The sequence below is a fragment of the Pseudomonas poae genome (genome assembly GCF_001439785.1).
Lineage (GTDB): Bacteria > Pseudomonadota > Gammaproteobacteria > Pseudomonadales > Pseudomonadaceae > Aquipseudomonas > Aquipseudomonas poae.
Window position 1 is genome coordinate 193,032 of record NZ_JYLI01000009.1, and the last position, 23,442, is coordinate 216,473.

A 23,442-nucleotide genomic window follows, 5' to 3' on the forward strand; every position below is an offset into this window, starting at 1 on the left:
TTTATGAAAAAAGAAATTTCGGTTATGGCATTCACGCAGGGCGAAAAGGTGCCAAGTACACGGTTTAGAGTGGACTATTTAAAATGTGGATTAAAAGAAAAAAAAATAAAAATCAATATCTCTAACGCTTATGAAAGTGCTTATCCGCCCAGTGAGCGTAAGCAAAGATTGCTTTGGGCTATCAAAGAGTTTTGGTCCAGGCTTTTTGGTGTCTGCAAAAGTTTCAAATTTGATGTGGTTATATTGCAGAGGGAGATGATTTCGACGATACCTACTCTGGAGAGGTTTACCAAAAAACCACGAATTTTAGATGTTGATGACGCAATTTGGGTACGCCGAGATGGATGGGCGGCCAATGCGATTGCGAAACACGTTGATCATATAGTTTGTGGAAATACTTATATCGCCGACTATTTTCGTAGGTTTGGCAAGCCAATAACTGTTATTGCCACTCCGGTTAATATTGATAGGTTTTTTCCTTTAAAAAAAGATTGCGTTGCCAAGATAATTGGATGGTCTGGAACGTCCGGAGGTTTCAAGTTTTTATATGATATAGAAGATGTCCTGGCTCAGGTGCTTAAGGATAATCAAGGTTGGAGGTTGCGCATTGTTTCTGATCAGTACCCGCGCTTCAACAAAATACCTGATGAGTCGGTTGAGTTTGTACAGTGGGCAGTGGAGAATGAAGTCAACTCAATCGCCACTATGGATATTGGGCTGATGCCACTGGATGATACTGAATGGTCGCGAGGCAAGTGCAGCTATAAGATGTTACTTTATATGGCTTGCGGTGTTCCGGTCGTTGTATCTGACTTTGGTATGAATAGCGAAATTTTAAAAAATGGGTTTGTCGGTTATGGAGCCATTACGCCTGCTGAATGGTATAGCTCTTTAAACGCATTGATTAATAGTCCGCTAGACAGAGATCTTGCGGGTCAGCATGCCAGAGATATCGTTGTAAAAAAATATTCCCAATATCAGGCTTTTAATGAATGGGAGAGAGTGATCAGAGAGACTGCTGAAAAAAGCCGCTAATGAAGAAGTAAATTTATACTGTTTGCCTGAAAAATTAATTAGGGAAGGGTTTCGTAGTGTGTGGAATAGCCGGTTACTTTCATTCGAAGCCGTCCTATATAACTGATCGTCATGTCGTTCAGATGGTTAAGGCCATAAATAAGCGTGGCCCCGACGGTTCTGGAACATGGACTGATAATGCCCAGGTTGTATTAGGTCATGCTCGTCTGGCTATTCAGGACCTCTCACCCGCAGGCCATCAGCCGATGCAAAGCGCGAATGGCCGTTATGTGATCGCGTTCAACGGCGAAATTTACAATCATCGGACCCTCCGAAAATCACTCGAAATCCATTCCGAGGCGCCTGTTTGGCGCGGGCACTCAGACACGGAGACTCTTTTAGCATGCTTCAACAGCTGGGGGGTCGAGAAAACGCTTCAAGCTACAGTGGGAATGTTTGCTATCGCTTTGTGGGATCGTGTAGAAAATAAGCTTGTGCTTGCACGTGACCGACTGGGTGAAAAGCCGCTTTATTGGGGGTGGTTGGGTGATATTCTGGTTTTCGGGTCTGAGCTTAAAGCGCTTAAACAACATCCCGATTTCGAAGCAGCTATTGATAGGGACGCGTTAGCTTTATACCTCCGCCATAATTATGTACCGGCCCCTTATAGTATATATAAAGGTATAGAAAAACTCATGCCTGGTCAATATGTCAGTATTGCCTTGGGCCAAAACAGAAAGTCGGTTAAACCAGCATATTTTTGGACGTACAATGAAGCTGTTGTAAGGGGGTTGGATCAGCCCCTGATTGGCAGCGAAACTTCCATTGTAAACGCTCTTGAATTTCAGCTAGATGAAAGTGTCGGAATGCAAATGCTATCCGATGTGCCACTAGGCGCGTTTTTAAGCGGCGGCGTCGACAGCAGCCTAATTGTTGGGCTGATGCAGAAACAAAGTCAGCGGCCAGTCAAAACTTTCACCATCGGTTTCAGTGAGGCTGGCTTTAACGAGGCGGAACATGCCTTGGCTGTTTCCCGCCACCTGGGTACCGAGCATACGGAAATATACATTCAGCCTAAAGACGCTTTGGATGTTATTCCTCACTTGCCGGAAATTTATTGTGAGCCATTTGCCGATAGCTCACAGATTCCAACGTTTTTGGTTAGCCAGCTTGCAAAACAGCAAGTCACGGTTGCTCTGAGCGGTGACGCTGGCGATGAGCTGTTCGGCGGCTATAATCCTTATCAATTCACACCGCGGGCGTGGAATTACATCAGTAAATTGCCGGTCTCTTTACGGCGGTTGGCGGCGTCATCCCTGAAAGTTCTGCCGTTGGAAGGTAGGATCGAAAAGCTGGTGGATATTATGCACACCTCTACCCGAGAAGATTTTTATCGGCAGATGATCAGCCACTGGAAGGACCCCCTTATCGCGGTAAGAGGTGCGAAAGAGCCTGCAACGCTGTTGGATACACCCCCCAGCTGGCCCTTGGTTAAGTGTAGGTATGAAGAGTGGATGATGGCGATGGATGCGCAAACCTATATGGTCGACGATATCTTGGTAAAGGTTGATCGCGCCGCGATGGCCAATAGTCTTGAAACACGTGTTCCACTCTTAGATCATCGTGTTGTCGAATTCGCTTGGCGTATTCCCTTGCATTTGAAAATTCGTCAGGGTGTAGGCAAGTGGGTATTAAGAGAAGTGCTCTATCGGCATGTTCCTCGGCAGTTGATTGAACGTCCCAAAAAAGGATTTTCCATTCCTATCGCTTCTTGGTTGCGTGGACCATTGCGTGAGTGGGCGGAAAATCTGTTGAGCGAAAGCCGACTACGTCAGGAAGGTTATTTTCACCCAGCGCCTATCCGGTATATCTGGACGCAGCACCTTGCTGGACGTTCGGATTATTCAAGCAAGCTGTGGAGCGTTTTGATGTTCCAGGCGTGGCTGGAGGAGCAGGACCGGTGAAAGTTACCCATATTATTGTTGGTCTTAATATCGGTGGCGCTGAGTTAATGCTGCGTCGACTCTGTGAGTCTTTCAACTCCAATTTCGATGACGAACACAGTGTCATTTCTTTAACGGATCTGGGCGAAGTCGGTTCATTGTTGCGTGCTCAGGGTGTTACCGTTGATACCTTAGGCATGCGAGGTGCCTGGGACGTTTTTAGCGCATTCAGCAAGCTTGTGCGTTTTTTACGGTCTACTAAGCCTGACGTGGTACAAACTTGGATGTATCACGCTGATTTGCTGGGCGGGCTCGCTGCACGTCGGGTCGGTATAAAGGCGGTTATCTGGGGGATCAGAACCACGGACGTTAGTAGAGGGGGAGGAAAGGCGACAATCGTTATTCGCAGACTTTGTGCGTGGTTTTCGTCGAGAGTGCCTAGCGTCATCGTCTGTGCTGCGCAAGCGTCGAGAGCGTCGCATGTCGCGGTAGGCTACTCCCCAGGCAGAATGACTGTCATTCCCAATGGGTTTGACCTGGACCGCCTGGTTGCTGTACCTCAAGAACGTGAAGCAATTCGATCGACCCACGGTATCGATGAGGATGATTTGGTTATTGGTAGTCTCGGACGTTATAACAAAGTTAAAGACCACTCCAGTTTCGTCAAGGCAGCCGGGTTTGTTGCCGCCCGATTTGCACATGTCAAGTTCCTGATGGTAGGTCGTGACGTGGATCGCGCCAACGAGGCGCTAATGGCCGAAATTATGGCAACTGGATACGCTGATCGGTTCGTGCTTCTGGGTGAGCGTCGTGATGTCCCTGCATGTTTTAAGGCGATGGATATATTTTGCCTGCACTCTCTCACCGAAGGCTTTCCCAATGTTTTAGGCGAAGCCATGAGTATGGCGTTGCCTTGCGTGACGACAGATGCCGGAGATGCTGCTTTTCTGCTGGGTGAAAATGGACTTGTCGTGCCAGTACAAGACCCTCTGGCATTGTCTGAGGCCTTGGCGAAGATTGCAGTGTTGACTGCCGACGAACGCTCAGCGATGGGACAGGGGGCCTATAAGCGGATCGTTGAAAATTTCACGATGAAATGTGCAGAGCATAAATTTAAAGCAATCTATGACAGTCTTTACTCAAATCAGGACATTCATTGATGTGTGGTTTTAGCGGGATTTTCCAAGCCGGTAATGATGATTTGGTCTCTGTCATTACCCGGATGAACGATGCCCTTACGCATCGTGGCCCCGACGATCGTGGAGTGTGGGTCGACGATAATGTGGGGTTGGCCCTCGGGCATCGACGCTTGGCAATTGTCGAGTTGTCGGAGGCTGGTCACCAGCCTATGTATTCCAGTTGCGGACGATTTGTAATTGCTTTCAATGGCGAGATCTATAACCACGCCGAACTCCGGCGGAAGTTGGACATTGAGGGGTTGTCGCCGCCGGTATGGCGAGGTAATTCTGATACCGAGGTACTGGTTACAGGCCTTGCTCGCTGGGGAGTCGAAAAGACCTTACAAGCTTCGGTGGGGATGTTTGCCTTCGCGCTGTGGGATAGGCAAGAACAAGTATTGACACTTGCGCGTGACCGGATGGGTGAAAAGCCTTTGTATTATGGCTGGCAGGACGACACTCTGCTTTTGGGTTCAGAGCTTAAGGCTATCAAGGCTTTCCCGCAGTTCATCTGGGAAGTGGATCGCAACGCTTTGGCGTTGTTGCTTCGTCACAACTGCATTCCGGCGCCTTACAGTATTTACAAAGGCATCGCGAAGCTTGAGCCTGGTCACTACGTAATGCTTGCACTGAACAATCTCCCTGCCGCGAAAGCCGCAGTCCCTCAGGCTTATTGGCGTTTCAATGACGCAGTTGCGAATGGCATCGCCAATCCCTTCCAGGGAACCCCCGAACAAGCGACGGATTTACTAGAGGCACAACTACGTTCCACTATTGGCCAGCAAATGCTTGCAGATGTGCCTTTGGGGGCGTTTCTGAGCGGCGGTGTTGATAGCAGCACAATCGTAGCTATGATGCAGGCACAAAGTACTCAGCCGGTTCTTACGTTCACTATAGGATTTGACGAAGGCGGTTATGACGAAGCTACACATGCCAAGGCTGTCGCCCGGCACTTGGGTACGCAACATACAGAGTTGTACGTGCGTCCTGAGGACGCATTAGCGATGATTGCGCGTCTACCCTCGATGTATTGCGAGCCGTTCAGCGATAGCTCGCAGATTCCTACGTTTCTGGTCAGCCAAATGGCCAGCAAGCATCTGAAGGTTGTATTAAGTGGTGACGGGGGAGACGAGCTCTTCGGCGGTTATAACCGGTACCTCACCGCCAAGAAGGTCTGGTCGAAAATGCAGCAGTTGCCGCCATTTGCCCGTCAATTAAGCGCCGAGCTGTTACGGTCACTTTCGCCCTCTAGCTGGGATACTCTGTTCCATATCTTCAAGCCATTGTTGCCTCGGCGTTTACATCTTAGTACGCCAGGTGATAAGGCGCATAAATTGTCTGAGGTTCTTAAGCTCGCCGACGGTCACGAGTTCTACCACCGGTTGAACAGTCACTGGGCCGATCCTGCTAGCGTCGTGATCGATGGTAAAGAGCCCAAAACCATTTTCACTGATTCTTCACGCTGGCCGCAAACCAATAGCTTTGAACATTGGATGATGGCAATGGATGCGCAAACCTATATGTCGGATGACATCATGGTTAAGCTTGATCGTGCAACCATGGCGGCTAGCATCGAGGGGCGTGTGCCGTTGCTTGACCATAGAATCGTCGAACTGGCTTGGCGTATGCCGCTTGATCTGAAAATTCGCAATGGGCAAGGCAAGTGGTTGCTGCGTGAGGTGTTGTATCGACATGTTCCCAAGGAACTTATCGAACGCCCGAAGCAAGGATTTGGCATTCCTCTGGACAGCTGGCTTCGAGGGCCTCTACGGGATTGGGCGGAGGAGCTTTTAAGCGAGGATCGGCTGCGTAGCGAAGGATATTTTCATGCAGAGCCTATCAGGCATAAATGGGCGGAGCATTTGAGTGGCAAAAAAAATTGGCAGCACCACCTCTGGGATATCCTAATGTTTCAAGCATGGCTGGCTGAGCAATAAAATGAAATTTTTTTTAATCGCAAGTTATGCTGACTCACTGATAAATTTTCGTGGTCCTTTAGTTGATGCGTTACGTGCACAGGGACAGGAGGTTCACGTTGCCGCTCCGGATATGCCTTTTGGCTCAGATGTTCGCGTGCACCTCGAGCAGAAGGGCGTAGTGGTGCACGAGATACCTCTAAGACGAGTGGGTATGAACCCATTTTCCGATCTAATGACTCTTTTTGCACTTTGTAAGCTGATGCGGGATATCAAGCCTGATTCGGTATTAGCCTATACAGTCAAACCGGTTATCTATGGTTTGTTAGCCGCGCGGATCATGAAGATAAAGCGCCGTTTCGCGCTGATTACGGGTTTGGGTTATGCGTTTCAGTCAGAGGATAACCAGGCTGTTAGCTCTCGAGGAATGCTTAAGATACTCGTTCAACGCCTGTACGCACTTGCTCTGAGCTTCGCAACACGGGTTTTCTTTCAGAACCCGGACGACGAAGCTCTTTTCAGGTATTTGCACTTGATCTCGGTTGATACACCATCGACTATTGTAAATGGTTCGGGTGTCGACGTTAACGATTTCAACGTTGCGTCCTTTCCAGAGCATCTCAGTTTTCTCCTGATTGCTCGACTACTGGGCGATAAGGGTATCCGAGAGTTTGTCAGCGCAGCGCGTGAGGTGAAATCTACACGCGCAGATGTGATGTTCAGGATCGTGGGATGGATTGATGAAAATCCTAACGCTATTCTCCGCGAGGAACTCGATGCGTGGATTGCAGAGGGCACAGTTGAATATCTGGGTCGGCTGAAAGATGTAAGGTCCGCCATTGCAAGCTCAAGTGTTTATGTTCTGCCCTCTTATAGGGAGGGTACACCTCGAACTGTTCTGGAGGCTATGGCCATGGGACGGGCAGTAATTACAACTGATGCTCCTGGATGTCGGGAAACTGTGGTTGATGGTGTGAACGGGTTCCTGATTCCGGTCAAGAATGTCGATAAGCTTACTGCGGCCATGTTGAAATTTGCTGAGAACCCGCATCTTGTTTCTACGCTGGGTAGGAAGTCTCGTGAGCTGGCAGAACTTAAGTACGATGTTAAAAAAGTCAATGCAGCGATGTTGCAAGGCATGGGGATTTAATTATGATTTCCCGTTTCAGCTACACGTTATTCTCTAAAAAAGTAGAAGCGTCTGGTTCATAAATATATTTTAATTGTTGCTTGTATAATATATGTCAGGTGGATAATGTTGAAGCGTTCATTAGATTTTTTAGTTTCGTTGTGTGCTCTGCTTTTATTGGCCCCGGTCATGGTCGTAATCGCTTGGTTGGTCAAGCGGAAGCTTGGTTCGCCCGTCCTTTTTAGTCAAGTCAGACCGGGGCTGAACGCGAAGCCATTCACGATGCTAAAGTTTCGGACGATGCGTGATGCGGTTGGCAGTGATGGCAAACCTTTGCCCGACTCAATGCGCATGACTCGGTTCGGCACCTTTCTACGCTCCAGTAGTATGGATGAACTTCCTGGCCTCTTTAATGTACTCAAAGGGGACATGAGCCTTGTTGGACCCAGGCCGCTTCTTATGGAGTACCTCCCTCTTTATAGCGCCGAGCAATATCGCCGTCATCATGTCAGGCCTGGTGTGACGGGATGGGCTCAGGTGAATGGCAGGAACTCTTTGAGCTGGGAGGAGAAATTTAAACTAGACGTATGGTATGTTGACAACCGGAACCTTTGGCTTGACATTAGAGTGGTTTTTTTGACGCTGAAGAAAGTCGTGGCCAGGGAAGGTATTAATGCAAGTGGTGAAGCAACAATGCAGCGGTTTACGGGCTCAAAGGAGCCTGAATAAATAGTGATGAATTTTTATGAGATTGAACTTTATAGTAATATGTCCTTTTCGGCATAAAAATTAGGATTCTGTGTATGTTGGGTACAACATTTTCTGCTTGGCCTTCCTTCAGTGAAGAAGAGGGCAACGCTGTTCGCGATGTTATCCTTTCAAATAAGGTAAATTATTGGACCGGCCAAGAATCCCGCCAATTCGAGGTTGAGTTCGCGGTCTGGGCTGGTACCAAATACGCGGTTGCGCTTGCCAATGGCACGGTCGCCTTAGATCTTGCGCTCAAGGCACTGGGAATAGGCAAGGGCGATGAAGTAATAGTAACGTCTCGAACCTTCCTGGCTTCAGTATCCAGTATCGTTAACGCTGGCGCCATTCCAATATTCGCTGACGTAGATCTGGACTCCCAGAACTTCACCGCTCATTCCATTGAAGCGGTCTTGACGCCTCGTACCCGGGCGTTGATCTGTGTGCATCTAGCCGGTTGGCCCTGCGACATGGATCCAATCATGGACCTTGCTCTGCAGCGGGGTCTAAAAGTAATCGAAGACTGCGCACAAGCTCACGGTGCTCACTATAGAGGGAGGCCTGTCGGCTCCATCGGTCATATAGGGGCTTGGTCCTTTTGCCAGGACAAAATCATGACTACCGGTGGTGAGGGTGGCATGGTTACGACTAATGACAAGGAGCTTTGGGCACGCATGTGGGCATATAAAGACCATGGAAAGAGCTGGAAGGCTGTTTATGAAAGCTCTCATCCTCCGGGTTTTCGCTGGCTGCACGAAAGTTTCGGCACCAACTGGAGAATGATGGAGGTTCAGGCTGTCATTGGTCGCATTCAATTGGCCAGAATGAAGGACTGGCAAGCTAGCCGCGCGAACAATCTTGAAGCTATATGGAATTCTGCCCGTCTCTTGCCAGCCTTGAGGGTGCCGGATTTCCCTAAAGGGGATGTGCACGCCGCTTATAAATGCTATGTATTCGTTCGGCCTGAATGCTTGAAGGAGGGATGGTCCCGTGATCGAATCCTCAGCGAAATAGTCTCGCGCGGGGTGCCTGCATTCTCCGGCTCTTGCTCGGAGGTATATCTTGAGAAAGCGTTTGATGATACCGGTTTACGGCCGCCATTCCGCTTGCCGAACGCCAGGGAGCTGGGTGAAACGAGTATGATGTTTTTAGTGCACCCGACCTTAGAAAATAGTGAGATTGAGCTGACGTGTAAGGTACTGACTGATGTAATGCAACAGGCTTCTGTTTAGTAGCTCCTTCGTTATAATACTGCGTTATTTGGCAATAAAAGCTTGGCTGGGAGCAAAAAGTGTACAAGGGATTTATAGATCGTATACGTGCGTATTTGTTGAGCCTTCCTCGCCGACAGAAACGCATACTGCAGGTGCTTACGGACGTTATTTTAGTCTGGGTTGCGCTGTGGCTGGCTTTTTTAGTTCGTCTGGGAATGGACGAAATGATCAATCCAGTTAAGATGCACTTATGGCTATTTATTTGCGCACCGGTAGTTTCTGTTCCCTTGTTCATTCGATTTGGTATGTATAGGGCGGTAATGCGGTATTTCGGCAATGATGCTCTTATTGCAATTGTTAAAGCGGTGAGTCTCTCAGCGTTGGTGCTTGGTGTGGTCGTATACTGGTACAGCAACCATCAAAATGTAGTCCCTCGATCCATTATATTCAACTACTGGTGGTTGAGCCTTATCATGTTGGGCGGCTTGCGCCTCGCAATGAGGCAGTATTTTCTTGGCGATTGGTTCGCGGCGGCTCAACACGTACCATTCACCAGCCGTGAGGATGGTTTGCCACGTGTGGCTATCTATGGTGCAGGCGCCGCTGGAAATCAGTTAGTTGCTGCTTTGCGCATGGGGCGTGTCATGCGGCCAGTTGCCTTCATTGATGATGATGACAGCATTTCTGATCGAGTAATTGCAGGATTGCAGGTTTATAAGTCCAAACATATCCAACGGATGATTGATGCAACAAGCGCTCAGGAGATTCTCTTGGCTATTCCCTCAGCCAATCGAGCAAGGCGCCGTGAAATTCTTGGCTTTCTTGAGGGCTATCCTTTACACGTGCGCAGTATTCCGGGGTTCATGGACTTGGCAAGTGGGCGCGTCAAGGTCGACGATATCCAGGAGGTGGATATCGCTGATCTATTAGGGCGCGACTCGGTACCTGCCCAAGGCGAACTGCTCGAACGCTGTATCCTTGAACAGAACGTCTTAGTGACCGGAGCAGGTGGCTCCATCGGCTCAGAGCTGTGTCGGCAGATCTTGGCCCTCCATCCCAAGACTCTTCTATTGTTTGAGCACAGTGAGTTCAATCTTTACTGTATTTTGTCAGAGATTGAGCAGCGTATTGTGCGTGAGTCGCTGCCGATTCGAGTGTTGCCCATCCTTGGCTCAGTTCGCAATCAGGAACAGTTGATTGATGTAATGAAGACATGGCGTGTCGATACCGTTTATCATGCTGCGGCCTATAAGCATGTACCCATCGTAGAGCACAATATTGCTGAAGGTGTCTTAAATAACGTTATTGGAACTTTGAATACCGCGCAAGCTGCATTGCAGGCGGGAGTTTCAAACTTTGTACTGATTTCCACTGATAAAGCTGTGCGTCCGACCAATGTCATGGGTAGTACTAAGCGATTGGCGGAATTGACTTTGCAAGCGCTCAGTTTGGAGGTCGCACCGGTTTTGTTCGGAGACGAGTCTAATGCTCCCAAGGTCAACAAAACTCGTTTTACCATGGTTCGTTTTGGCAATGTGCTTGGGTCGTCGGGCTCTGTGATTCCTTTGTTTCATAAACAAATCAAGTTGGGGGGACCATTAACAGTCACACACCCGAAAATTACCCGGTATTTCATGACCATCCCTGAAGCAGCTCAGTTAGTGATTCAGGCGGGGTCTATGGGGCAGGGGGGCGATGTATTTGTGCTCGATATGGGTGAGCCGGTCCGGATAGTCGAGTTAGCTGAAAAAATGGTTCATCTGTCGGGTCTCAGTCTGCGTTCCGAAAAAAATCCTCATGGTGATATTGCTATTGAGTTCACAGGGCTTCGACCTGGAGAGAAGCTGTATGAGGAGCTTCTGATCGGTGACAATGTGGTTGCCACACAGCACCCAATGATCATGAGTGCGAACGAGGACCATATTGAATGGGAAGTACTGAAGTCCAAGTTGACTGAGCTGTTGGACGCAGTCAAGAGAGATGACTATGCTCGTGTACGGCAGCTGCTTCGTGACACTGTAAGTGGTTATACGCCGGACGGTGAGATCGTTGACTGGATCTATCAGCAACGCAGGTTGGAACCTTAGGCCTACAGTTCACGTAGCAGGTTATTGAAGGCTGGGAGGATGATCGGACTGTGCAGTCCGATTCCCTAGTAGCTGTAAAAACCTGAGCCGGATTTTCTTCCTAGCTTATTAGCTCTTACCATTTTTCTCAGCAAGGGATGAGCCCTATATTTCGGGTCTCCGGTCTCATTATGCAGTGTTTCCATGATTGAAAGATTGACGTCGTTGCCGATCAAATCTGCCAGCGCTAGCGGCCCGATAGGATGATTGGCGCCAAACTTCATCGCTCTGTCTATTTCTTCCGCGCTCGCGACACCCTCAGCCAAGATTCCTATTGCTTCATTTATCATTGGAATCAACATTCGATTGACGATGAAGCCCGGGGCTTCATTCACTAATACCGGCTCTTTGTGCAGTGTCTTGGCGAAGTCGAAGGCCCAAGAGGCTGTGTGTTTCGAGGTCGAGAAACCTACAATGATTTCCACCAGCTTCATCACGGGGGCCGGATTAAAAAAGTGCATGCCTACTACATTCTCTGGATTTTTTGTGAGGCTTGCCAGTTCAGTGATGGATAGTGAAGATGTGTTCGATGCTATTATTGAGGAATCTTTTGCATAGGACGCTATATCGCGAAATATCTTATGCTTGATAAGCATATCTTCAGATACTGCCTCAATAATTAAATCAGTGTTTTTGATTGCTTCATACTCATTGGAGACAATTACTTTTTCTGAAAAAGATATTGCATCTTTAGTAGACAATCTTTTTTTGTTAACCATACGCTCCCAGCTGAACTTGAGGCTTTCGTAAGCCGCTTTGCAACCGGTCTCGGAGCGACCTATCCATACGATAGAGGAGGTTACCTCGCTCTGCGCAAGTAATTGAACGATCCCTTTTCCCATGGTTCCTGAGCCGATGACGGCAACTTTTATCTCTTTCATGTAGTGTTTAGTCCTTACTGGGAAGCTGAACGAAGTGGCTTTGCGGGATTGCCAAACACCGTAGTATAGGGGGCTACGCTTTTAGTCACGACTGAACCCATCCCAACAACCGCTCCCTCACCAATTACAATGGGCCTTTCCGGCGTACCCTGACGAATCATTGCTCCGGTACCGATATAGGCATGGTCTTCAATAACTACACTGCCATTGCATTGAACGTTAGGAGCGAAGGTCACAAAATCGCCGATGACGCAATCATGGGCTACATAAGAATAAATGTTCGCATGGAAAAATTTTCCGATTTTCGCGTTTGCGGTAACCGTCGTGAATGCGCAAAAAACAGCTCCCTCGCCAATTGTATTATGGCTGAGGTTGACAGCACTTAGCGCTGAAACTGTAAACGATGATGCGCCTTCTGATATGAGGCGCTCAGAAATTTTCTGTCTGACCTTGCTATTGGCGATAGTAATGTTAAAAAATTTCTCTCCTTCCATCCTAAGAAAAGACTCAACATTTACTAGGCGGTAGCCGTTGAGACTGTCTTCCTGAGCATTATCGTCCACGAAAATAATTTTGAGATTTTCCTGAGATGTTGTACCTAGCATCTGGCTGACCAGAGGTATAACCTCACGCCCAAAACCGCCTGCTCCTACAATTGCGTAAATTTTCATATCCGTTCCTCATGATTCATCTGAATTCTCTCGTAGGTTTGGCAATTCTACAGATGAAATCTGGCAGTGTCAGGCACCTGTTTATCCGTTTTCAACATAAGGTCATTGCTCAAACTCAACGTTACAAACAAGACTGGCTAACCATTCATTGCAGAGTGTTCTAAAATATCAATGTGTGAAGTTTCTAAGATTTCCTAGTGGTCTTGACAGCTCCCATTAATTATGGGGTCTCTTGTTCGGGTAAACGGACAGAGGGGGCTGATTAGTTACTCCCTTTCTTGAATTAGCAGATAGTAACCTTAAACATAAGAAATCATTACTATCAATGGCGCTGTCGAAGAATATGGTATGCGCTCCATAAAGCCCACCTTAAATGATTGCGCGCTCTGCTATACGGCGTGAGCAAGCAGTTTCACGGTAGCAAGGCTTCGTAATCTTCAATTGATGTCTCCGTTAGCAAGTGTTCGAGTGCGTGGCGACCCATTACTTTTTCAAAGCGGTGCAGGGAAACCGTCCACATATTTTAGTATTCAGCAGCATTGTCAGAACGCTGGGGCTGGCCATGTTTTTCTCAATCACCTGAGCCGGTTTGTCCGCAGTGACCAGCGCACTCTCGCAGTCGCGGCAACCGTGGATTTTACGAACGTCTTTGATCACCCGTATCTGCATCGGGACGATTTCAAGTTGTTTGCTGATTTCCTCGCCAATGGCGTGTTTGCGGCAACGGCAGGCGCAGGTCAATTCATGCTCGGGCAGTTCGTGAATTACTTCGATGCGCGGCAGAACGGCGGGCAGAGGCTTGCGCTTACCACGGCGCTTGGCAGAGGCTACGACTTCTTCTTCATAGTCTTTATCGATAGCTTCGACGACGCTCTCTGCTGCGTTGAACGGGCCAACAGACGCGTCGCTGTACGATGAGCATTTTCTTGAGACTTCCCTCATAGAGTTCCCCGCTGGAGAGCAATCTGGAATCTTGAAGGTGCACGCACTCGATCAAAACACTCGCCCAGCGTTTTTTCGCTGTTCCCCAGCTTCACCTAGAGCTTTACTTGAGTTGATTTCTCCCCTCTAAGCCAATCTGTGATAACGGCAACTTTTTTCATCGTGGGTCGCTCAATAAGGGAGAACGTTAGGCCACATATAAAAACCAAAATCGGGGTGAGCGCCAGAATGAAAAAGCAGTATTTAAGTGCACTTATCTGACTAATTATTGTGCTCTCAAAAACTAACTTAAACATCACATACAATAGAATGCCGTGCAGGAGATACATGCTGTAAGCCAGCTCTCCCATTGTTCGCGAGACTTTGCTTTTAAATAAGCCAAAAACACTGTTGCCACCTGCAATCAGACAGAAAGCAGCTACCAATAACGTTTTCGCCAGCGAGCTTTCATATACTGAAGGAAAACCTATAAAGACCAAAATCAGCAATAACAATATAATTATAGAAGAGCGTTTAGATTTGGAGAAAGCCTTAAAGAGCTCTAATCTTACAACAATGGCCGCGAACATACCGCCGACGAACAACCAATACAAACCATTTACAAAATACAGGCTGCCGAACCCATACATGCATAGCGCACTCAATAAAAGATATTTGATTGATGACTTGCCGCCAATGGCCAAAAATATTAAAGGGAGTGCGAAGTAAAAAGTCCACTCATATGGGAGGCTCCATGCAACACTAGCATTAATTAGATTTGTGTTCGCTAGGCCATTTATATCAGGGGAACCATATTGAATGGTAAAAAACAGCCATTTTGAGATACTCAAAATTATTTCACTGAGTTCAGCTGGCGGATTATTCCTGGTAATTATAAAAACAACTAAAAACAGTAACCCCATTGAAAAAAAATAAAGAGGTACTAGCCTTAAAAATCTAGACACATATAGCCTGAGCCAATCAACTCCAGAGTTACGAGAGTCAAGCAATTTAGAAAAAAACAAAAATCCCGTTATCATAAAAAACAGCGAAACTCCGACCTGTCCAAAATTTACGAAAACCCTAATTGGAGGATTGGTCCAGCTGCCAGTCTTCAAATAAAAAAACCATATACAAGAGTGATGGAGAAAAACAAAAAAAGCTAAATAGCCTCTTAGCCCATCAATAGTAATAAATCGATGAGCATTATCCGAAACAGATAGTCTGCTAGAAATAAAATACGTCGACAACAAAGCTATAAGCATCGCCAAAAAGGCGAAAAGTACGCCGATTATTTCCACTGTTTTTATTCCCTATTGTATTTTTACCATTCAATCTTATCATGATATCTTTTTTACTCGCTCTGCATTTTAAACGAAAGGGCTTTTCAGCACCCCATCGGTGAGTCATTTTGATTGCTCTGACATACGCTTAGCACGCACGTAAGGCAATTACCGCGTTATCTCCGTCATTGGCGATCGCGACAATTTTTTTGCGCATGCGCTGGTTCAAGTTAAGCTCGACGGGTTGCGTGGACCAGGCTGACGGCGTCGAGGTTGGCAGGCATGTAGCATCCACGCATAGGACTCTCGGCCGTTGGAAGAGGCGTTGTTGTCGATCGGCAGGTAACCTTCCTCGACGTATCGTTCCAACTTGCTCCAGTTAATTGCGAGGTAACTGATGGCTTTGCCCAAGGCACTCTGAGCGGTGACCTGGGGCTGCGTTTCAATCCGGCTTTTCAACTGAGCCTTTTTCTATGCTTTCCTATGCGCCATTTTTTCAGCGTTCACACCCTGTAACTCAAGTACTTTTGACGCCCTCCAAACATCGCCTACCTTAGAAAAGCAGCTTCGGAAAAGCTGCTTCTCTCTAACCGATGTCATGGAGCGTCAACAATGAAAAACACTTACATCTCCTCCCTAGTCTTCGCTCTCCTCACCAGCCTCTCGGCCGCGACCACCGCAGCCCCGTCCATCAAACCCGAGCCTCCAACCCCAATCTCTGCCCAGATGATGAAAGCGGAACAATCCGCCAAGGTCAATCTCAATGCTGCCGACGCCGAAACTCTTCGTCGTGACCTCTTCGGAATTGGCGCGGCAAAGGCTAAGGCAATCGTCGCCTACCGCGATACCAATGGTCCCTTCACGGCGATTGATGAGTTATTGGAGGTCAAAGGTATCGGCAAGGCTTTGTTGGAGAAGAACCGCGAACGGTTGGTGATCAACTAAGCGAAGTACAGAAGGAGGGCCGGTCATTGATCGGCTTCTTCCTTCTCATAAATCTAGCCTTCGAATTTATCGAGTGCAACTTCCATAAGCCGATCCGCCAGAGTGGGATCCTGAATACGGCCGAATAACACCAACGCGCCTTCTTTCCATCCTCCACCTAAAATCGACCCGTGCAACTGCGCGCGCCGTCGACGTGCCTAGGGATGCTCCGATCAACTTGCCGCACGGCGGCGGCAAGTCGAAATTTCCTCGGGACGCACCGCTATTTGCCAAAAAACGACCGATGCTTCGTGTATTGAGGGCTATTTCGTCGGGTCTTCCGTGTTAAGCACGCAACTCGCCCATACCCATCAGCTGTTTTCGAGCCATCCACAGGTTTGACAGGGCGAACAGCGTGGTCAACTGAGCTGTGTTTTTCATCAGTCCACGAAAGCGCACTTTAACGTAACTAAACTGCCGCTTGATCACCCGAAACGGATGCTCAACCTTGGCTCGTGTCTGAGCTTTGCAGTACTCGATCTTGCGCTTGGCTTTGTACAGCAGGCTGCGTTTATTCAACTTGGAATAGGTGCTGCGGCGCGCTGCGATTTGCCAGATCACTTCACGATTTTCATGCTCTTCACGCTTCTCGACACCGGTGTATCCAGCGTCCGCATACACCGCGTTTTCTTCGCCATGCAGTAGCTCGGCGACCTGTGTGACATCGGCCACATTGGCGGCGGTACCATGGACGTGATGAACCAATCCGGACTCTGCATCGGCGCCAATATGGGCCTTCATCCCGAAGAAATACTGATTACCTTTCTTGGTCTGATGCATCTCGGGATCGCGCTTGCCTTCCTCGTTCTTGGTGGAACTGGGGGCATGAATAATGGTGGCATCGACGATAGTGCCTTGACGCAGCGACAGGCCTTTTTCTTGTAAATAACCGCTGATGACCGCGAGGATCGCAGGTGCGAGTTGATGCTTCTCCAGCAAGTGCCGGAAGTTCATGATCGTAGTGTCTTTCGGGATCGGCGCGCTCAACGTCAGGCGTGCGAATTGGCGCATGGGCGTGATTTCGTAGAGCGCTTCTTCCATGGCCGGATCGCTCAGGGAGAACCAGTTCTGCAACAGATGGATGCGCAGCATGGTTTCCAGCGGATACGGTTTTCTGCCACCGCCGGCCTTGGGGTAGAACGGCTCGATCAGCCCCAGCAGGTCTGTCCAAGGCACGACTTGATCCATCTCGGCGAGGAAGCGTTCGCGGCGTGTCTGCTTACGTTTTCCGGCGTATTCGAAATCGGAAAAGCTCATCTGGCTCATGGGCAGCTCGGATCAGGTTGTCAGGCGTATTTCAGCACAGTTGAAGACTTGTTCGGAGATTCCCTAGTTGGGATTTGTCGTTGCCCATATGAGGCCCGCAGGCACACGACCCACTTACGGTGTGTCATCGGTTAGGCGTCGAGATCTACAGGCTGGAGGATGAGCTGCTGACCGGCTGGAGCCAGCCTCAGCGTGCCGCCTATAAAGGCCAGCACGGTTTGCATATTGCCAGCGCAGAAGTGAAGTAAATCCGGTTCAGCGCTCCTGCGCGTCCTTGGCATCCGCTTGCGCATTGCGCTGGGCCACGCGTTTGCGTTGTTCGTCGGTGAGTTCCACCTTGTTGGCGCTGTCACGCAGCATCATGAGGCCACCGACGATCGACCCGATCGCTACTACCATAATCAACCACGCATACCACGGCATAACGCTCTCCTTGAGGCAGATCGCCGTGGGAGAATTTTCCCACGGTAATAACTGCTTTGAGTGACGGGCTTTCTGAGTAGTTCAGTGTAGGCCCGTTCTGCCTCGCACGTCTTATAGCCCGGTCAGCATGGCATCCGCCGGCGCATCAGCGCGGTCTTGTGCGGTCAATTGGAAGTACACGAAGCCGACGGCCATGAAACCCAGGAAGATCAGCCCGATCAAGGTGTTGAACCAGGCCATCGCCACCAGGCACACCACGGCCAGTACCAGTGCGATGCCGGGTACGAGGGGATAGCCGGGCGCGCGGAAGGTGCGTTCCAGCAGCGGCTCGGTTTTACGCAGTTTGAATAGGCTGAGCATGCTCATGATGTACATGACGATGGCGCCAAACACGGCCATGGTGATCATCGCGGCGGTCAGGGTCATGCCGCCGAGGTTGATCAGGCCATCGCTGTAGATGGCCGCGATGCCGACGACACCGCCAGCGATGATTGCGCGGTGCGGTGTTTGAAAACGCGACAGTTTGGCGAGGAAGGAGGGCAGGTAGCCGGCGCGTGCCAGGGCGAAGAACTGCCGCGAGTAGCCGAGGATAATGCCGTGGAAGCTTGCCACCAGGCCGAACAGGCCGATCCACACCAGCATGTGCAACCAGCCGGAGTTGTCGCCTACCACGGTTTTCATGGCTTGGGGCAGCGGATCGTTGATGTTTGCCAGGGTGCGCCAGTCACCTACGCCGCCGGCGAAGAACATCACGCCCATGGCCAGAATCACCAGGGTGAGGATGCCGCTGATGTAGGCTTTTGGAATGGTGCGCTTGGGATCTTTCGCTTCTTCGGCCGCCATGGCCGCGCCCTCGATGGCGAGGAAGAACCAGATGGCGAAGGGAATCGCTGCGAACATCCCGGCAATCGCCGGCGCGCCAAAGGTATCTGACCCGGCCCAGCCATTGAGGGCGAAGTGGCTGAAGCTGAACGCGGGTGCGACCACGCCCATGAACACCAGCAGCTCGGCGACGGCGAGTACGCACACCACCAGTTCGAAGGTGGCGGCAAGTTTTACGCCGAGAATATTCAGCCCCATGAACACGATGTAGGCGCCAACCGCCGCATGTTTAGGATCGAGGGCCGGGAACTGCACATTCAGGTAGGCGCCGATGGCCAGTGCGATGGCGGGCGGGGCGAACACGAATTCGATCAGGGTTGCGAGGCCGGCAATCAAGCCGCCTTTTTCACCAAAGGCGCGGCGGCTGTAGGCAAAGGGGCCCCCTGCGTGAGGAATCGCGGTAGTGAGCTCGGTGAAACTGAAAATGAAGCAGGTGTACATCGCGGCGACCATCAATGACGTCACCAGGAACCCGAGGGTGCCGGCCACGCCCCAGCCATAGCTCCAGCCGAAGTATTCCCCGGAGATCACCAGCCCGACGGCGATACCCCATAAATGCAGGGTGCCCAAAGTGGGTTTGAGGTGTGTGCTCATTGTGCTGCGCTCCTTGAACGGTTTGGAATGATTCAAGGTGTTGCAGCGGGCATGCCAGCATGAAAATCATGGTCGTAAAGTGGCGCATCCGTCGTATCGGGGACGGTTTGGTGTCTGAACATCCCCACCACTGCACCAGGCAGGTGCAGTGGCGCTCCTGGCCGCCGCCATCGCGGGCAAGCCCGGCTCCCACAGGTAACCGCATTCCAATGTGGAAGTCGGGCTTGCCGGCGATGGGGCCCGTTCAAGCAATGCAAACCTTCGGTGTAAACCCTACATAAACCCACTCTTTACGCCGTCTTTACGCCCCACCCACGGCCTCGCTCTCGTTCCTTTACACCACTCCTGCGGACAATTGCCCCACACGCGGCACTCGCCGCACAACGGAGAGACTTCCATGAGCGTTCTGGACGGGGTGTCACTGCTATTGGCCGTGGCGCTGTTCATTTATCTGCTGGTTGCGCTGTTACGCGCGGATCGGAACTAGGAGTTGGGCATGCACAGTTATGACTATTGGCTGATCATTGCCTTCTTTGCCGTGGTGCTGGTACCTGCACCCTTGCTCGGGCGTTTTTATTACAAGGTGATGGAAGGCCAGCGCACCTGGCTGACCCCCGTACTGGGGCCGGTGGAAAGAGCCTGCTATCGCCTGTCCGGCGTGGATGAACAACAGGAACAGAGCTGGCAGAAATACGCGCTGGCGTTGCTCGCGTTCAACCTCGCGGGTTTCCTGCTGTTGTTCGCGATCCTGCTGTTCCAGAACTACCTGCCGCTCAATCCGCAGAAGCTGCCGGGTCAGGAATGGACGCTGGCTTTCAACACGGCCGTCAGTTTCATGACCAACACCAACTGGCAGTCCTACAGCGGGGAGGCGTCCCTCAGTTACCTCAGCCAGATGGCCGGCCTGACCGTGCAGAACTTTGTCAGTGCGGCCACGGGTCTCGCAGTCCTGGTCGCGCTGTGCCGTGGGATCGGTCGCAAATCCGCCGCGACATTGGGTAACTTCTGGGTCGACATGACCCGCGCCACCCTCTACGGCTTGCTGCCGTTGTGCTTGGTGTTCGCGCTGTTCCTGGTGTGGCAGGGCGTGCCGCAAACCTTTGCCCATTACGTCGATGCCGTGACGCTGCAGGGCGTGGATCAAGTGATCCCCCTCGGTCCTGCGGCCAGCCAGATTGCGATCAAGCAACTGGGCACCAACGGCGGCGGTTTCTTCGGCGTCAACTCGGCGCATCCGTTCGAGGACCCGACCGCCTGGTCCAATCTGTTCGAGTTGGCGGCGATCATCCTGATCCCCGTGGCGCTGGTGTTCACCTTCGGTCACTACGTCAAGGACCTGCGCCAGAGCCGCGCGATCCTGGGCTGCATGCTCGCGTTGTTCCTGATTGGTGGCGCGACCTCGCTGTGGGCCGAATACCAGCCCAACCCGACCCTGAACAACCCTGCCGTGGAGCAGGCCGCACCGCTGGAAGGCAAGGAAGCGCGCTTCGGCACCACCGGCACCGTGCTCTGGTCGGTGGCCACCACGGCGGCGTCCAACGGCTCGGTCAACGGCATGCAGGACAGCCTCAATCCACTGAGCGGCATGGTGGCGCTGGTCAACATGATGGTCGGCGAAGTGATCTTCGGCGGCGTTGGCGCCGGTATGTACGGCATGCTGCTCAACGTGCTGATCGCGGTGTTCCTCGCCGGCCTGATGATCGGCCGCACCCCTGAATACCTGGGCAAGAAACTCCAGGCCAAGGAAGTGCAACTGCTCGTGGTGACCCTGTTGGTGATGCCGGTTGGCGTGCTGGTGCTGGGCGCCATCGCCGCCAGCCTGCCAGGCCCGGCCGGCGCCATCAGCAACCCCGGCCCCCATGGTTTCAGCCAGTTGCTCTACGCCTACACCTCGGCCAGTGCCAACAACGGCTCGGCGTTCGGCGGCTTCAGTGGCAATACGACGTTCCACAATCTGATGCTGAGCCTGGGCATGTTGATCGGTCGCTTCGGCTACATCCTCCCGGTCCTGGCCCTGGCCGGCAGCCTGGCGATGAAGAAGACCGCGCCGATTGGCCAGAACAGCTTTCCCACCCACGGCCCCCTGTTCGTGACCCTGTTGACCGTGACCATTTTGCTGGTAGGCGGCCTGACGTTCCTGCCGACGCTGGCATTGGGCCCTATCGCTGAACACTTGAGCATGGGCTTCTGAGGGATATGAAAATGAATATGCCTGTAAACAACGCGGCCCCGGTCAAACCCCAGGAACCCGCCAAAACCGCAATCTCCGCGCTGTGGCGCCCGGCGCTGGTCCAGGCCTTCGTCAAGCTCGACCCCCGTCAGTTGCAACGCTCGCCGGTGATGCTGGTGGTCGAGTTGACGGCCATCCTTACCACCGTGCTGTGTTTCGTCCCTGATACCGCCGTGCCCACCTTTGTGGCCGCGCAGATCGCCGTGTGGCTGTGGTTCACCGTGCTGTTCGCCAACTTCGCCGAAGCGCTGGCCGAAGGCCGTGGCAAAGCCCGCGCCGACAGTCTCAAGGCGGGCAGTGAAGGCCTCAGCGCACGGCGCAAGGAGGCCGACGGCACCTTCAAGGTGGTTCCGGCCGCCAGCCTGCGCAAGGGCGACGTGGTACGCGTGGTCGTCGGCGAAATGATCCCCGGTGATGGCGAAGTCATCGAAGGGATCGCGGCGGTCAACGAAGCGGCGATCACGGGCGAATCCGCCCCGGTCATTCGCGAATCCGGCGGCGATCGCTCGGCCGTCACCGGCAATACGCGGCTGGTGTCCGACTGGCTGCTGGTGCGCATCACCGCCAACCCCGGCGAGTCCACCCTGGACCGCATGATCGCGCTGGTGGAAGGCGCCAAGCGTCAGAAAACCCCTAACGAGGTGGCGCTGGACATCCTGCTGATCGGCCTGACGCTGATCTTCCTGATGGTGGTGGTCACCCTGCAGCCGTTCGCCCACTTTGCCAATGGCAGCTTGCCCCTGGTGTTCCTTGTCGCACTGTTGGTGACGCTGATTCCTACCACCATTGGCGGCTTGTTGTCGGCCATCGGTATCGCCGGCATGGACCGGCTGGTGCGCCTCAATGTGATCGCCAAGTCCGGCCGCGCCGTGGAAGCGGCGGGGGATGTGCACGTGTTGTTGCTGGACAAGACCGGCACCATCACGTTTGGCAACCGCCGTTGCTCGGCGGTGGTCGCCGCGCCAGGTGTCAGTGGTCGCGAGGTGGCCGAAGGTGCCTTGTTCGCGTCCCTGGCGGATGACACGGCGGAGGGCAAATCCATCGTCGAGTACCTGCGCGCCTTGCATCCTCAGGCCGAGCCGTCGCTGGATGAGTTGACTGCCGTGCCGTTCAGTGCCGAAACCCGTCTGTCCGGTGTCGACTATCAGGGCCGCGTATTTCGCAAAGGCGCGGTGGACTCGCTGCTGGCGTTTATCGGTTTGCAACGCAGTGATCTGTTACCGGCACTGTCGCGGGAAATCGACAAGATCGCGCAAAGCGGTGGCACGCCGTTGCTGGTGTGCGCCGACGGCAAATTGCTCGGCGCGATCCACCTCAAGGACGTGGTCAAGCCCGGCATCCGCGAGCGTTTTGCCGAACTGCGCAAGCTGGGCATCCGCACCGTGATGGTCACCGGCGACAACCCGCTGACCGCCGCCGCGATTGCCGCCGAAGCCGGCGTGGACGACGTACTGGCCGAGGCCACTCCGGAGAAAAAACTCGCCCGCATTCGCCATGAGCAAAATGACGGTCGGCTGGTTGCCATGTGCGGCGACGGCGCCAACGACGCCCCGGCGCTGGCCCAGGCTGACGTCGGCATGGCGATGAACGATGGCACCCAGGCCGCGCGTGAAGCGGCCAACATGGTCGACCTCGACAGCGATCCCACCAAGCTGTTGGACGTGGTGCAGATCGGCAAGGAATTGCTGGTGACCCGAGGCGCGCTGACGACGTTCTCGATCGCCAACGACGTGGCCAAGTACTTCGCCATCCTGCCCGCGCTGTTCGCCGCGATCTACCCGCAGTTGGGCGTGCTTAACGTGATGCACCTGCAGAGCCCGCAGAGCGCGATCCTTTCGGCGATTGTGTTCAACGCGCTGATCATCGTGGTGCTGATTCCCCTGGCTTTGCGCGGTGTGCGTGTGCAGGCGGCGAGTGCGGCGGCGTTGCTGCGGCGCAACCTGTTGATCTACGGCCTGGGTGGCCTGTTGGTGCCGTTCGTGGGCATCAAGGCGATCGACATGCTGCTGACGGCGCTGCTCCTGGTGTAACGCTCGCTTT

At 52.0% G+C, this 23,442-nt stretch carries 18 protein-coding genes and 2 pseudogenes; 12 read left to right on the forward strand and 8 right to left on the reverse strand.

The genetic code is table 11. The features are described 5' to 3' along the window. The first annotated feature begins 3 nt into the window (after positions 1–3). The 8 genes from TU75_RS13190 to TU75_RS13225 all read left to right on the forward strand — a co-directional run bounded on the left by TU75_RS13190 (position 4) and on the right by TU75_RS13225 (position 11,228). On the forward strand, positions 4–1,035 hold the full coding sequence (locus tag TU75_RS13190) for a glycosyltransferase family 4 protein (protein ID WP_169794350.1): 1,032 nt from the start codon (positions 4–6) through the stop codon (positions 1,033–1,035). A gap of 56 nt (positions 1,036–1,091) precedes the next feature. Further along, positions 1,092–2,978 carry an asparagine synthase (glutamine-hydrolyzing) gene (asnB, locus tag TU75_RS13195; protein ID WP_060549184.1) on the forward strand — a complete coding sequence of 629 codons (1,887 nt, stop codon included), beginning with the start codon at positions 1,092–1,094 and terminating at the stop codon, positions 2,976–2,978. Then, positions 2,975–4,117, forward strand: a complete 1,143-nt coding sequence (locus TU75_RS13200; protein ID WP_015371576.1) for a glycosyltransferase family 4 protein — start codon at positions 2,975–2,977, stop codon at positions 4,115–4,117. The genes asnB (TU75_RS13195) and TU75_RS13200 overlap by 4 nt, the downstream gene beginning before the upstream one ends. After that, positions 4,117–6,072 carry an asparagine synthase (glutamine-hydrolyzing) gene (gene asnB, locus TU75_RS13205; RefSeq protein ID WP_015371577.1) on the forward strand — a complete coding sequence of 652 codons (1,956 nt, stop codon included), beginning with the start codon at positions 4,117–4,119 and terminating at the stop codon, positions 6,070–6,072. The genes TU75_RS13200 and asnB (TU75_RS13205) overlap by 1 nt, the downstream gene beginning before the upstream one ends. A gap of 1 nt (position 6,073) precedes the next feature. After that, positions 6,074–7,201, forward strand: coding sequence for a glycosyltransferase family 4 protein (locus TU75_RS13210; protein ID WP_060549185.1), 1,128 nt, complete (start codon positions 6,074–6,076; stop codon positions 7,199–7,201). 105 nt (positions 7,202–7,306) lie between these two features. Further along, entirely contained in the window at positions 7,307–7,909 is a 603-nt protein-coding gene (locus TU75_RS13215; RefSeq protein ID WP_015371579.1) for a sugar transferase, read from the forward strand. Positions 7,910–7,983: 74 nt separating this feature from the next. Next, a complete protein-coding gene (locus TU75_RS13220) occupies positions 7,984–9,159 on the forward strand; it encodes a DegT/DnrJ/EryC1/StrS family aminotransferase (RefSeq protein ID WP_015371580.1) in 1,176 nt (391 codons plus the stop codon). A gap of 74 nt (positions 9,160–9,233) precedes the next feature. After that, positions 9,234–11,228 carry a polysaccharide biosynthesis protein gene (locus TU75_RS13225; RefSeq protein WP_041931593.1) on the forward strand — a complete coding sequence of 665 codons (1,995 nt, stop codon included), beginning with the start codon at positions 9,234–9,236 and terminating at the stop codon, positions 11,226–11,228. A 65-nt stretch (positions 11,229–11,293) separates the two neighbouring features. Here the strand turns inward: TU75_RS13225 and TU75_RS13230 are convergent, their stop codons facing one another. The 5 genes and pseudogenes from TU75_RS13230 to TU75_RS28060 form a co-directional block, all read right to left on the reverse strand. Beyond that, positions 11,294–12,148 (reverse strand): 3-hydroxyacyl-CoA dehydrogenase family protein, encoded by an 855-nt coding sequence (locus TU75_RS13230; protein WP_015371582.1) that lies wholly within the window; start codon positions 12,146–12,148, stop codon positions 11,294–11,296. Positions 12,149–12,162: 14 nt separating this feature from the next. Further along, a complete protein-coding gene (locus tag TU75_RS13235) occupies positions 12,163–12,819 on the reverse strand; it encodes an acetyltransferase (RefSeq protein WP_060549186.1) in 657 nt (218 codons plus the stop codon). 463 nt (positions 12,820–13,282) lie between these two features. Then, positions 13,283–13,707: pseudogene (locus tag TU75_RS26550) on the reverse strand (transposase); the annotation flags it as partial. A gap of 149 nt (positions 13,708–13,856) precedes the next feature. Beyond that, positions 13,857–15,041 (reverse strand): acyltransferase family protein, encoded by a 1,185-nt coding sequence (locus TU75_RS13245; protein WP_060549187.1) that lies wholly within the window; start codon positions 15,039–15,041, stop codon positions 13,857–13,859. Positions 15,042–15,296: 255 nt separating this feature from the next. Next, positions 15,297–15,485, reverse strand: a pseudogene (locus TU75_RS28060) (IS66 family transposase); the annotation flags it as partial. A gap of 150 nt (positions 15,486–15,635) precedes the next feature. Here TU75_RS28060 and TU75_RS13250 point away from each other — a divergent pair. Further along, positions 15,636–15,968 carry a ComEA family DNA-binding protein gene (locus TU75_RS13250; protein WP_015371586.1) on the forward strand — a complete coding sequence of 111 codons (333 nt, stop codon included), beginning with the start codon at positions 15,636–15,638 and terminating at the stop codon, positions 15,966–15,968. 324 nt (positions 15,969–16,292) lie between these two features. On the opposite strand, the gene TU75_RS13255 is transcribed toward TU75_RS13250, so the two are convergent. The 3 genes from TU75_RS13255 to eat all read right to left on the reverse strand — a co-directional run bounded on the left by TU75_RS13255 (position 16,293) and on the right by eat (position 19,172). Continuing rightward, positions 16,293–17,273, reverse strand: coding sequence for an IS5 family transposase (locus TU75_RS13255; RefSeq protein WP_060549188.1), 981 nt, complete (start codon positions 17,271–17,273; stop codon positions 16,293–16,295). A gap of 255 nt (positions 17,274–17,528) precedes the next feature. Next, a complete protein-coding gene (locus TU75_RS26560; protein ID WP_003238624.1) occupies positions 17,529–17,696 on the reverse strand; it encodes a DUF2897 family protein in 168 nt (55 codons plus the stop codon). Between the two features lie 111 nt (positions 17,697–17,807). Further along, positions 17,808–19,172, reverse strand: coding sequence for an ethanolamine permease (gene eat / locus TU75_RS13260; protein WP_060549189.1), 1,365 nt, complete (start codon positions 19,170–19,172; stop codon positions 17,808–17,810). A 397-nt stretch (positions 19,173–19,569) separates the two neighbouring features. Here eat and kdpF point away from each other — a divergent pair, with 397 nt between their 5' ends. Genes kdpF through kdpB form a run of 3 tightly spaced genes read left to right on the forward strand, consistent with a single transcriptional unit; the run spans position 19,570 to position 23,432 of the window. After that, on the forward strand, positions 19,570–19,659 hold the full coding sequence (gene kdpF / locus TU75_RS13265) for a K(+)-transporting ATPase subunit F (RefSeq protein ID WP_003218754.1): 90 nt from the start codon (positions 19,570–19,572) through the stop codon (positions 19,657–19,659). Positions 19,660–19,668: 9 nt separating this feature from the next. Further along, positions 19,669–21,363: a potassium-transporting ATPase subunit KdpA gene (kdpA, locus tag TU75_RS13270; RefSeq protein ID WP_003238627.1), complete on the forward strand. Its 1,695-nt coding sequence runs from the start codon at positions 19,669–19,671 to the stop codon at positions 21,361–21,363. Positions 21,364–21,368: 5 nt separating this feature from the next. Beyond that, positions 21,369–23,432 carry a potassium-transporting ATPase subunit KdpB gene (kdpB, locus tag TU75_RS13275; RefSeq protein WP_060549190.1) on the forward strand — a complete coding sequence of 688 codons (2,064 nt, stop codon included), beginning with the start codon at positions 21,369–21,371 and terminating at the stop codon, positions 23,430–23,432. The last annotated feature ends 10 nt before the right edge of the window (positions 23,433–23,442 follow it).

Excerpts from the sequence above, each read along its gene's own strand:
- TU75_RS13215 (WP_015371579.1), top strand. The coding sequence starts at position 7,307 with ATGTTGAAGCGTTCATTAGATTTTTTAGTTTCGTTGTGTGCTCTGCTT.
- kdpF (WP_003218754.1), top strand. The coding sequence starts at position 19,570 with ATGAGCGTTCTGGACGGGGTGTCACTGCTATTGGCCGTGGCGCTGTTC.
- asnB (WP_015371577.1), top strand. The coding sequence starts at position 4,117 with ATGTGTGGTTTTAGCGGGATTTTCCAAGCCGGTAATGATGATTTGGTC.
- TU75_RS26560 (WP_003238624.1), bottom strand. The coding sequence starts at position 17,696 with ATGCCGTGGTATGCGTGGTTGATTATGGTAGTAGCGATCGGGTCGATC.
- TU75_RS13220 (WP_015371580.1), top strand. The coding sequence starts at position 7,984 with ATGTTGGGTACAACATTTTCTGCTTGGCCTTCCTTCAGTGAAGAAGAG.
- TU75_RS13210 (WP_060549185.1), top strand. The coding sequence starts at position 6,074 with ATGAAATTTTTTTTAATCGCAAGTTATGCTGACTCACTGATAAATTTT.
- TU75_RS13255 (WP_060549188.1), bottom strand. The coding sequence starts at position 17,273 with ATGAGCCAGATGAGCTTTTCCGATTTCGAATACGCCGGAAAACGTAAG.
- TU75_RS13190 (WP_169794350.1), top strand. The coding sequence starts at position 4 with ATGAAAAAAGAAATTTCGGTTATGGCATTCACGCAGGGCGAAAAGGTG.
- kdpA (WP_003238627.1), top strand. The coding sequence starts at position 19,669 with ATGCACAGTTATGACTATTGGCTGATCATTGCCTTCTTTGCCGTGGTG.
- TU75_RS13230 (WP_015371582.1), bottom strand. The coding sequence starts at position 12,148 with ATGAAAGAGATAAAAGTTGCCGTCATCGGCTCAGGAACCATGGGAAAA.
- kdpB (WP_060549190.1), top strand. The coding sequence starts at position 21,369 with ATGAAAATGAATATGCCTGTAAACAACGCGGCCCCGGTCAAACCCCAG.
- eat (WP_060549189.1), bottom strand. The coding sequence starts at position 19,172 with ATGAGCACACACCTCAAACCCACTTTGGGCACCCTGCATTTATGGGGT.
- TU75_RS13235 (WP_060549186.1), bottom strand. The coding sequence starts at position 12,819 with ATGAAAATTTACGCAATTGTAGGAGCAGGCGGTTTTGGGCGTGAGGTT.
- TU75_RS13250 (WP_015371586.1), top strand. The coding sequence starts at position 15,636 with ATGAAAAACACTTACATCTCCTCCCTAGTCTTCGCTCTCCTCACCAGC.